Here is a 10446-nt window from a genome sequence, read left to right as displayed (position 1 = left end):
TGACCGTCCAGACCGGATGCGAGGTGCTCGAGATCCCGACGCCCGTCGTCGCCTTCGAGCCCGGCCGGTCCATCATCGGGACCGCGGGCCTGACGCTGTACACCGTCGGCACCATCAAGGACGTCCCCGTCATCTTCCAGGACGACGGCGAGACGGCGGTCCGCCGCTACGTGAGCGTGGACGGCGGGATGAGCGACAACGCCCGCCGTGCGCTGTACGAGGCGGACTACTCGGCCCGGATCGCGAACCGGGTGTCGGCAGCGGCCCCGGAGCTCGTGCGCATCGCCGGGAAGCACTGCGAGAGCGGCGACATCGTCGTGGACGCCGAGTACCTGCCCGGCGACATCGTTCCCGGCGACCTGCTGGCGGTGCCCGCGACCGGCGCCTACTGCTGGTCGCTGTCCAGCAACTACAACCACGTGGGCCGGCCGCCGGTGATCGCCGTGCGGGACGGGGAGGCGCGGGTCATCGTCCGCGGCGAGACCATCGAAGACCTCCTCGCCCGGGACGCCGGGTACGCACCCGCCGCATCCGCGACCACCGCCGGATCCGTGTCGAAGGAGCGCAGCAACGCATGATCGAGTACCGCAACCTCCGCGTCGCCCTGCTCGGGGCCGGCTCCGTCGGCTCTCAGGTCGCCCGCCTCCTGCTCGAGCAGGGGGACGAGTTCGCCTCCCGCGTCGGCGCCCGGCTGGAGCTCGTCGGCATCGCCGTCCGCGACGTGGATGCGCCGCGCGACGCCGACCTGCCGCGCGAGCTGTTCACGACCGACGCGAGCTCCCTCATCCTCGGGGCCGACATCGTCGTGGAGCTGATGGGCGGCGTCGAGCCCGCCCGCGGCTTCGTGCTGGAGGCCCTGAACTCCGGAGCGGATGTCATCACCGCGAACAAGGCCCTGCTGGCGACGCACGGCCCCGAGCTCTTCGACGCCGCCGAGCAGGTCGGCGCGCAGCTCTACTACGAGGCCGCGGTCGCCGGCGCCATCCCGATCATCCGCCCGCTGCGCGACAGCCTCGCCGGCGACCGGGTCAACCGCATCCTCGGCATCGTCAACGGCACCACGAACTTCGTGCTGGACCGGATGGATGTGCACGGCGAGACCTTGCAGGACGCCCTGGCCACGGCCACCGACCGCGGCTACGCCGAGGCGGATCCGACCGCGGACATCGGCGGGTACGACGCGGCCCAGAAGGCGGCCATCCTCGCCAGCCTCGCCTTCCACACCGTCGTTCCGCTGGAGCGCGTCTACCGCGAGGGCATCACGAGCGTGACGAAGGCCCAGGTGGATGCGGCGCGCGAGGCAGGAGCGGTCATCAAGCTCCTCGCCATCTGCGAGCGGCTGACCGACCCGGAGACGGGCGAAGAGGGCGTCTCCGCCCGCGTATACCCCGCGCTGATCAGCCGGGAGCACCCGCTGGCGGCCGTCCACGGCGCGCACAACGCCGTCTTCGTCCAGGCGGCCTCCGCCGGCGACCTGATGTTCTACGGCGCCGGCGCCGGCGGCGTCGAGACGGCCTCCGCCGTCCTCGGCGACGTGGTCTCCGCCGCCCGGCGGCACGTCGTCGGCGGACCGGGCGTCGCCGAGTCCACGCATGCCGACCTGCCGGTGCTCGACATCGGCCGGGTCGTCACGCGCTACCAGATCACTCTGGAGGTGAAGGACCAGCCCGGCGTGCTCGCGGCCGTCGCGCGCATCCTCAGCGACGGCGGGGTCAGTGTCGAGACCGTCCAGCAGTCCGTTCCGAATCAGACGGGCCCGGTGATCATCCCCGGTCCGGCTCTCGCGGGAGCTGCGGCCGCGGCCGGGTCGGGTGCAGCCGCGTGGAGCCCGATTCACGGCGGTGGCAGGGCCACCGCTACCCTTGTCATCGGTACCCACGAAGCCGAGGAGGCCGCGCTGGCGGCCACCGTGGAGGCTCTCGCCGCGAGCGACGTCGTGATCGCCATCTCTTCCGTTCTCCGAGTCGAAGGATCGTAATGCCCCAGCCCAAGGCCTACAGTCGTCAGTGGCGTGGCGTCCTGCGTGAGTACGCGGACCGCCTGAACATCTCCGACGCCACTCCGATCGTCACGCTGGGCGAGGGCGGCACGCCGCTCATCCCGGCCCCTGCGCTCTCCGCGCGGACGGGCGCCGACGTCTGGGTGAAGTTCGAGGGGATGAACCCCACGGGGTCGTTCAAGGACCGCGGCATGACCATGGCCATCTCCAAGGCCGTCGAGCACGGCGCGAAGGCCGTCATCTGCGCCTCCACCGGCAACACCTCGGCGTCCGCCGCCGCCTATGCGACGCACGCGGGCATCCAGGCCGTCGTGCTGGTGCCCGAGGGCAAGATCGCCATGGGCAAGCTCAGCCAGGCGATCGCGCACAACGCCCAGCTGCTGCAGGTGCAGGGCAACTTCGACGACTGTCTCGACATCGCCCGGGAGCTCGCCACCAACTACCCGGTGCACCTGGTGAACTCGGTCAACCCCGACCGTATCGAGGGCCAGAAGACGGCGGCCTTCGAAGTCGTGGAGGCTCTGGGCGACGCGCCCGACTTCCACATCGTCCCGGTCGGCAACGCCGGCAACTACACGGCCTACCACCGCGGCTACACCGAGGAGCTGCAGCGCGGCGAGTCGACGAAGCTGCCGCGCATGTTCGGCTTCCAGGCCGCCGGCAGCGCGCCGATCGTCCTCGGCCACGCCGTCAAGGAGCCGGACACGATCGCGACCGCCATCCGGATCGGCAACCCCGCGTCGTGGGAGCTCGCGCTCAATGCGCGCGACGACTCCGACGGGTACTTCGGCGCGATCGACGACACCAAGATCCTGGAGGCGCACCGCATCCTCTCCGCCGAGGTCGGGATCTTCGTCGAGCCCGCGTCCGCGATCAGCGTCGCCGGTCTCCTCGAGCGGTCGGATGCGGGCATCATCCCGGCGGGATCCACCGTCGTCCTGACCGTCACCGGCCACGGTCTCAAGGACCCGCAGTGGGCCCTCCGCACGGCCGACGGCTCCGACGTCCAGCCGACCGTCGTCCCGGTCGACACGACCGCGATCGCCGACGTGCTCGGGCTGTCGGCGAACGCCGAAGCGACGTCGGAGGCGACGGCGTGACCTCGCCCGACCTCCGGGGCCGCGCGGTCACGGTCAAGGTTCCCGCGACCAGCGCGAACCTCGGGCCGGGCTTCGACACGCTCGGGCTCGCGCTCGCGCTCTACGACGAGCTCGAGGTCGCGGTCCGCGACGAGCCCGGCGCGACCGTCGAGGTCATCGGGGTGGGCGAAGGCGAGGTGCCGACCGACGAGAGCAACCTCGTCGTCCGGGCGATCGCCCACACCTTCGACGCTGTCGGCATCCCGGTGCCCGGCCTCCGCCTGCGGGCGCGCAACAGCATCCCGCACGGCCGGGGGATGGGCTCCTCCGGCGCCGCCATCGTCTCCGGCATCATGGCCGCCACGGGCCTCCTGGAGGGTGTGGTCGACCTCGACGCGCAGCAGCTGCTGGCGCTGGCGAACGACATGGAGGGCCACCCCGACAACGTCGCGCCCGCCCTGTTCGGCGGTCTCACCATCGCCTGGGTGACCCCGGACGGCCCGCGTTTCAAGAAGCTCATCGTGCACCGCGGTGTCTCGCCGCTCGTGCTGGTCCCCGAGCACGTCATGTCGACGGCGCTCGCCCGCAGCCTCCAGCCGCAGTCGGTGCCCCACGAGGACGCCGTCTTCAACGTCTCCCGCTCCGCACTGCTCGTCGCCGCTCTCATCCAGAGCCCCGAGCTGCTGCTCGCCGCCACCGAGGACAAGCTCCACCAGAGCTACCGGGCGTCGGCCATGCCGGAGACCGACCGGCTGATCACGCTGCTCCGGGAGAACGGCTTCGCGGCTGTGGTCTCCGGGGCGGGTCCGTCGATCCTGGTCCTCGGCAGTGACCCGAGCCAGCGGCTGGCCGCGGCGAAGCTCGTCGAGCAGTCGGCGCAGACGCGCTGGCAGCCGCTGATGCTGGCTGTCGACTTCAAGGGCGCCACCGTAACGCCTCAGGAGGCGACCGTCTCGGACACACCGGCGGCCTAGCGTCGGGAGCGTCGGTGCCGAGGTGGTAAACTGCAGACGCACCCGCGAAGAACCCGCGTCACGAGCGAATCCAGCTTCCGGGTGATCTCCTAGCAATCATGCCGTCACTCCTGCCTGCCGTCCCGGATGTCCGGGCGGCGACGTAGCGCGGATCAGAACGCAGCGCGTAACCGGCAGTTCATGTGACGAAGCTTCACAGACGGCGCGCGTAGACGCGCCGGGGGAAAGGATCCTCTTCCGTGACTGATGTCGAACTCCACGCCGGGGGCGTGGACACCAGCGACCTGACCGCGCTCAAGGTGCCAGAGCTTCAAGCTCTCGCCGCCGGGCTCGGGCTCCAGGGCGCGACCCGGCTCCGCAAGGGCGAGCTGGTCGAGGCGATCGCCGCCGCACGTGCGGCGTCCGCTCCGGCCGACGCCGGCGGGGCCGCCGAGACCATCGAGCCGGCCGTCGCCGCCTCGCAGGTGCTGACCGAACCGCTCATCGCCGAGCCGATCGGTGCCGAGCGCGTCGAGCCGACCGTGGGCGACCCGGTACTGCCGCAGGCGGACGCGTTCGCTGCGCCGGCCGCTGAGGCGCCCGTCGCCGCTGCGCCGGCCGCTGAGGCGCCCGTCGCCGATGCGCCCGCCGTCACCGAGCCGCGTCGCCGTGGCTCGCGCCGTGCCAGCAGCCCGGACGGCACCGCCGTGTCCGGTTCCGGCGTCGCCGCCGGCACGCACGTCAACTCCGGCGCCACCGGTGTCGAGTCGCTCATCCCCGATGTGGATGCGCTCCTCGACTCCGCGCTCGCCTCCCGCGAGCAGGCCCGCGGCCAGCAGAACGCCGGCCAGCAGGGCGGCGGCCAGCAGAACAACCAGAACGGCGAGCAGGGCCAGGGCAACGGCCGTCGCCGCCGCGGTCGCGGCCAGGGCGCCCAGAACGGCGACCAGGGCCAGAACGGCGAGCAGCCGCAGTACGGCCAGACCGACCAGCCGTTCTCGCAGCCCGAGCAGACCGAAGCCGGCCTTCCGGCCGAGAACCTGCAGGGTGAGCAGGGCGACTCCTCCACCGAGCAGCAGGGCCAGGGCCGCAACCGCCGCAACCGCAACCGGAACAAGAACTCCGGCCAGCAGAACGAGCAGACGCAGACCCAGGGCCAGCAGAACCAGGGCCAGCAGAGCCAGGGCCAGGGCCAGCAGAACCAGCCCCGGGACCTGCAACAGGGCGGCCAGCAGGGCGACGGCCAGCAGAACCGCGGACAGAACGCGCAGCAGCAGGCGGAGGGCGACCGTGCCGGCCGCTACCGCGACCGCAACCGCAAGCGCCGCGGCGGCCCCGTCGGCGACGAGTACGAGCCCGAGCTGGCCGACGACGACGTCCTCATCCCCGTCGCCGGCATCCTCGACGTGCTGGACAACTACGCCTTCGTGCGCACGACCGGCTACCTGCCGGGCGCGAGCGACGTCTACGTCTCCCTCGGCCAGGTCAAGAAGTACAGCCTGCGCAAGGGCGACGCCGTCGTCGGAGCGATCCGCCAGCCGCGCGACAACGAGAACAACAGCCGCCAGAAGTACAACGCGCTGGTCAAGGTCGACTCCATCAACGGGCAGACCCCGGAGGAGGCCGCTGCGCGCGTCGAGTTCGGCAAGCTGACCCCGCTGTACCCGCAGGAGCGCCTGCGGCTCGAGACCGAGCCGAGCAAGGTGACCCAGCGGATCATCGACCTGGTCGCGCCGATCGGCAAGGGCCAGCGCGGTCTCATCGTCGCGCCGCCCAAGGCCGGCAAGACCATCGTGATGCAGCAGATCGCCAACGCGATCACCGCCAACAACCCCGAGGTGCACCTCATGGTGGTGCTGGTGGACGAGCGCCCCGAAGAGGTCACGGACATGCAGCGCACGGTTAAGGGCGAGGTCATCGCCTCCACCTTCGACCGCCCCGCCGAGGACCACACCACCGTCGCCGAGCTCGCCATCGAGCGCGCGAAGCGCCTGGTGGAGCTGGGTCACGACGTCGTCGTGCTGCTCGACTCGATCACCCGCCTGGGTCGTGCCTACAACCTGACCGCTCCGGCGTCGGGCCGCATCCTCTCCGGTGGAGTGGACGCCTCCGCGCTGTACCCGCCCAAGCGCTTCTTCGGCGCCGCCCGCAACATCGAGCACGGCGGCTCGCTCACCATCCTCGCCTCGGCGCTGGTGGAGACCGGCTCCAAGATGGACGAGGTCATCTTCGAGGAGTTCAAGGGCACCGGCAACATGGAGCTGCGCCTGTCCCGCCAGCTGGCCGACAAGCGCATCTTCCCGGCGGTCGACGTCAACGCCTCCGGCACGCGACGCGAGGAGATGCTGATGGGCCAGGACGAGGTCAAGATCACCTGGAAGCTGCGCCGCGCCCTCGCCGGGGTCGACCAGCAGCAGGCGCTCGAGATCGTCCTCGGCCGCCTCAAGGAGACCTCGAGCAACGTCGAGTTCCTGATGCAGGTGCAGAAGTCGATGCCGGCGCCGGCCAACGGCCACGGCACCGCGCACTCGCACGGACACGAGAACGACCACCGCTAGCGACGTTCAGCGCCCGTCCGCCCATGCCTGAAGCATGGCGGGCGGGCGCTTCGTCGTTCCCGGCCCCTCCTGACGAAGAAAGAAGACCCCATGTTCGAATCGGTGAACACCCTCATCGCCGAGCACGACGACCTGCAGCGCCAGCTCTCCGACCCCGAGCTGCACAGCGATCCCGTGCGCTCGAAGCGGGTGAACCGCCGCTATGCCGAACTCTCCCGCATCGTCGCCAGCTACCACGAGTGGAAGCAGCTCTCGGACGATCTGGAGGCTGCACGCGAGCTGGGCGCTGAGGATGCGGCCTTCGCCGAAGAGATCCCGGGGCTCGAGAAGAGCGTCGAGGAGTCGGAGGAGAAACTGCGCCGCCTCCTCATCCCGCGGGACCCCAACGACTCCCGTGACGTGATCATGGAGATCAAGATGGGGGAGGGCGGGGCCGAGTCCGCGCTCTTCGCCGGCGACCTCCTGCGCATGTACCTGCACTACGCCGATGCGAAGCGGTGGAAGGCGGAGATCATCGAGCAGACCTCCAGCGACCTCGGTGGCATCAAGGACGTGCAGGTCGCGTTCAAGGGCAACTCCAGCGACCCCGCAGAGGGCGTGTGGGCCCACCTCAAGTACGAGGGCGGCGTGCACCGCGTGCAGCGGGTGCCCGCGACCGAGTCGCAGGGCCGCATCCACACCTCCGCCGCCGGGGTGCTCGTCTTCCCGGAGGTGGACGAGCCCGAGGAGGTCGAGATCAATCCGAACGATCTCAAGATCGACGTCTTCCGGTCCTCGGGCCCGGGCGGTCAGTCCGTCAACACGACCGACTCGGCCGTCCGCATCACGCACGTCCCCACCGGGATCGTCGTGTCGATGCAGAACGAGAAGAGCCAACTGCAGAACCGCGAAGCGGCCATGCGCGTGCTGCGGGCGCGGCTGCTCGCGCGGCAGCAGGAGGAGGCCGACGCGGAGGCGGCGGAGTTCCGCAAGGGTCAGATCCGGACCATGGACCGCTCGGAGCGCATCCGCACCTACAACTTCCCCGAGAACCGGATCGCCGACCACCGCACCGGCTACAAGGCCTACAACCTGGACGCCGTCATGAACGGCGCCCTCGAGCCTGTCATCGAGTCGAACATCCTCGCAGACGAGGAGTCCCGCCTGGCCGCTCTCGCCGAGTGACCGCCGCGGCTCTCGGCTGGGGAACCCGGTTCAGCGGAGAGCGGTGGTGGTGCGGTCGCGCGTGGTGAGGTCGCGGTGGGTGGCGGCGGCCCGCCAGCCGTCGGCTGTGAGGAGCTCCCGGATCGCCGCGCCCTGCAGCTCGCCGTGCTCGAGCACCAGCGTGCCGCCCGGGTGGAGCAGGCGGCGGGCGACGCGCGAGATCGTGCGCACCACATCCAGTCCGTCCGGTCCGCCGTACAGGGCGGCGTGCGGGTCGTGCAGCCGCACCTCGGGATCGCGCGGGATGGCGTCGTCGGGCACGTACGGCGGGTTCGAGATCACGACATCCACCGTGCCGTCGAGCTCGGGGAGGGCTTCGCGCAGGTCGACGAACACCGGCGTCAGATTGGCGGCGCCGATCTCGTCGACATTGCGCCGCATCCAGATGAACGCCTCGGCGGAGTTCTCGACCGCATAGACGCGGGCGTGCGGAACCTCCGTCGCCAGCGCGAGTGCGATCGCGCCGCTGCCGGTTCCCAGGTCCACGGCGACGGGCGAGGGAGACGGGATGGCGCGCAGCGCGTCGATCGCGAACTGGGCGACCTGCTCGGTCTCCGGCCGCGGGACGAAGACGCCGGGTCCGACGTTCAGCTCGAGGGACCGGAAGGGCGCCCGCCCGGTGATGTGCTGCAGAGGCTCGCGGGATGCGCGGCGCTCGACGACCTCGCGGAATCGTGCGACCTCCGCGGCGGCGACTGTCTCCTCCAACACGACCAGTGCCTGGACGCGTCCCCGGCTCACGCCCAGGACATGGCCGAGCAGCAGCTCGGCATCCACCTCGGGGTCGGGTACGCCGGCTCGTGTCAGCATGGCGACGGCGTCATCGCGGAGCGTTCGGGCCGAGACGGGAGCGGGGGGAGAGTCGGGGGTCATCGCCCGTCGAGCCTACCCTCGGTCACACTCCTTCTTCACGGCGTCGCGGCGTCTAGAGTGGTCAGGCGATCCCCTCCGCGACGGTCCCCGGCAACACGATCCCCGCGACAGGATCCGCGCACGACCATCTCGCAAGGAAGAGGCCCATGTCCGGACAGATCTACGCCAGCGTCACCGAGGCCGTCGGGCGCACCCCGCTCGTGCGGCTCAATCGCCTGACCGAGGGTGTGGATGCGACGGTCCTGGCCAAGCTCGAATCCTCCAACCCGGCGGGAAGCGTGAAGGACCGCATTGGCGTCGCGATCGTGGATGCGGCTGAGAAGGCCGGTGCGCTCCGCCCGGGAGGGACCATCGTCGAGGCGACCAGCGGCAACACCGGCATCGCCCTGGCCATGGTGGGCGCGGCACGCGGGTACCGGGTGATCCTGGCGATGCCGGAGACCATGAGCACGGAGCGACGCGTCCTCTTGCGCGCGTTCGGCGCCGAGATCGTCCTCACTCCGGGCTCCGGGGGGATGAGCGGAGCGGTCGAGAAGGCGCAGGACATCGTCGCCTCGACCGGGAACGCGATCCTGGCGCAGCAGTTCGCCAACGAGGCGAACCCGGCGATCCACCGCGCCACGACCGCCGAGGAGATCTGGGCGGACACCGACGGCGGCATCGACATCTTCGTGTCCGGCATCGGGACCGGCGGCACGATCACCGGCGTCGGCCGGCTGCTCAAGGAGCGCAGGCCCGGGGTGCAGGTGGTCGCGGTGGAACCGCTGGACTCGCCCATCCTGAACGGCGGCAAGCCCGGCCCGCACAAGATCCAGGGGCTCGGCGCGAACTTCGTGCCCGAGGTCCTCGACACGACCGTCTACGACGAGGTCGTCGACGTGTCCTTCGAGGATGCGCTGGATGTGGCCAGGCGGCTGGCCTCGGAGGAGGGCATCCTCGCCGGCGTCTCCTCCGGCGCGATCGTCTGGGCGGCTCTCCAGGTGGGGATGCGTCCTGAGAACGCGGGCAAGACCATCGTCGCCATCGTGCCGGACACCGGCGAACGGTACATCTCCACGCCCTTGTGGGCCGACCTTCAGGACTGAGCGAGGTGTCGATCTTCCGGCTGCGTGAGGACCTCCGCAACGCGCGCAAGCACGACCCGGCAGCGCGCGGCACTGTGGAGGTGGCGCTCGTCTACAGCGGACTGCACGCGGTGTGGTCCTACCGCATCGCACACCGCCTGTGGCTGTCCGGATTCCGGACGCCTGCCCGGTTCCTGTCGCAGTTCACCCGGTTCCTGACCGGGATCGAGATCCATCCCGGAGCCCGCATCGGCCGGCGCTTCTTCATCGACCACGGAATGGGCGTGGTGATCGGCGAGACGACGTGGATCGGCGACGACGTGATGCTCTATCACGGCGTGACGCTGGGCGGCCGGGGGAAGGGGCACGGCAAGCGGCATCCCACCGTCGAGGACGGCGTCGTCGTCGGGGCCGGCGCCAAAGTCCTCGGAGCCATCAGGATCGGCGCGCACTCCGTCATCGGCGCGAACGCCGTCGTGACGCGGGATGCGCCTCCCGACTCGCTCCTCGTCGGCGTCCCCGCGCATCCTCGCCCGCGCTCCGGCCACGAGCAGATCCCCGGCGACGACTGGCTCGACCCCGCCATCTACATCTGACTCCCGCCGCTCCCGCCTCACCCCCCACCGTCGAGTCCGCAGAGACTGCACGCTTCAACGGCGTTTCGCGTGCAGTCTTTGTGGCTGTCTCTTATACACATCTGACGCTGCCGACGACGGA

Annotated in this window: 9 protein-coding genes; 8 read left to right on the top strand and 1 reads right to left on the bottom strand. The window is 70.8% G+C overall.

The window, feature by feature from the left end; genetic code table 11:
* From ACPYOG_RS17200 to prfA, 6 genes are all read left to right on the top strand, one after another.
* Nucleotides 1-578, top strand: a 578-nt coding sequence (locus ACPYOG_RS17200) for a diaminopimelate decarboxylase family protein (protein WP_481295376.1), incomplete at its 5' end; no start/stop codon positions are given.
* Complete coding sequence (locus ACPYOG_RS17195) at nucleotides 575-1978, top strand: homoserine dehydrogenase (protein WP_481295375.1); 1404 nt, start codon at nucleotides 575-577, stop codon at nucleotides 1976-1978. The genes ACPYOG_RS17200 and ACPYOG_RS17195, both read left to right, overlap by 4 nt.
* The gene (gene thrC / locus ACPYOG_RS17190; protein WP_481295374.1) at nucleotides 1978-3099 is read left to right on the top strand and encodes a threonine synthase; all 1122 of its coding nucleotides are present in this window, start codon (nucleotides 1978-1980) and stop codon (nucleotides 3097-3099) included. The genes ACPYOG_RS17195 and thrC overlap by 1 nt, the downstream gene beginning before the upstream one ends.
* Nucleotides 3096-4052, top strand: a complete 957-nt coding sequence (gene thrB, locus ACPYOG_RS17185) for a homoserine kinase (RefSeq protein WP_481295373.1) — start codon at nucleotides 3096-3098, stop codon at nucleotides 4050-4052. The genes thrC and thrB overlap by 4 nt, the downstream gene beginning before the upstream one ends.
* Before the next feature lie 239 nt (nucleotides 4053-4291).
* Complete coding sequence (gene rho / locus ACPYOG_RS17180) at nucleotides 4292-6589, top strand: transcription termination factor Rho (RefSeq protein ID WP_481295372.1); 2298 nt, start codon at nucleotides 4292-4294, stop codon at nucleotides 6587-6589.
* 90 nt (nucleotides 6590-6679) lie between these two features.
* A complete protein-coding gene (prfA, locus tag ACPYOG_RS17175) occupies nucleotides 6680-7753 on the top strand; it encodes a peptide chain release factor 1 (protein WP_481295371.1) in 1074 nt (357 codons plus the stop codon).
* A gap of 30 nt (nucleotides 7754-7783) precedes the next feature.
* Here the strand turns inward: prfA and prmC are convergent, their stop codons facing one another.
* Nucleotides 7784-8665, bottom strand: a complete 882-nt coding sequence (gene prmC, locus ACPYOG_RS17170; protein ID WP_481295370.1) for a peptide chain release factor N(5)-glutamine methyltransferase — start codon at nucleotides 8663-8665, stop codon at nucleotides 7784-7786.
* A 146-nt stretch (nucleotides 8666-8811) separates the two neighbouring features.
* Here prmC and cysK point away from each other — a divergent pair, with 146 nt between their 5' ends.
* Both cysK and epsC read left to right on the top strand, forming a co-directional pair.
* A complete protein-coding gene (gene cysK, locus ACPYOG_RS17165; RefSeq protein ID WP_481295369.1) occupies nucleotides 8812-9750 on the top strand; it encodes a cysteine synthase A in 939 nt (312 codons plus the stop codon).
* A gap of 5 nt (nucleotides 9751-9755) precedes the next feature.
* A complete protein-coding gene (gene epsC / locus ACPYOG_RS17160; RefSeq protein WP_090036182.1) occupies nucleotides 9756-10325 on the top strand; it encodes a serine O-acetyltransferase EpsC in 570 nt (189 codons plus the stop codon).
* The last annotated feature ends 121 nt before the right edge of the window (nucleotides 10326-10446 follow it).

Source organism: Leifsonia sp. HAY1-4F, assembly GCF_056755275.1.
This window is presented reverse-complemented; position numbering and strand designations above follow the sequence as displayed.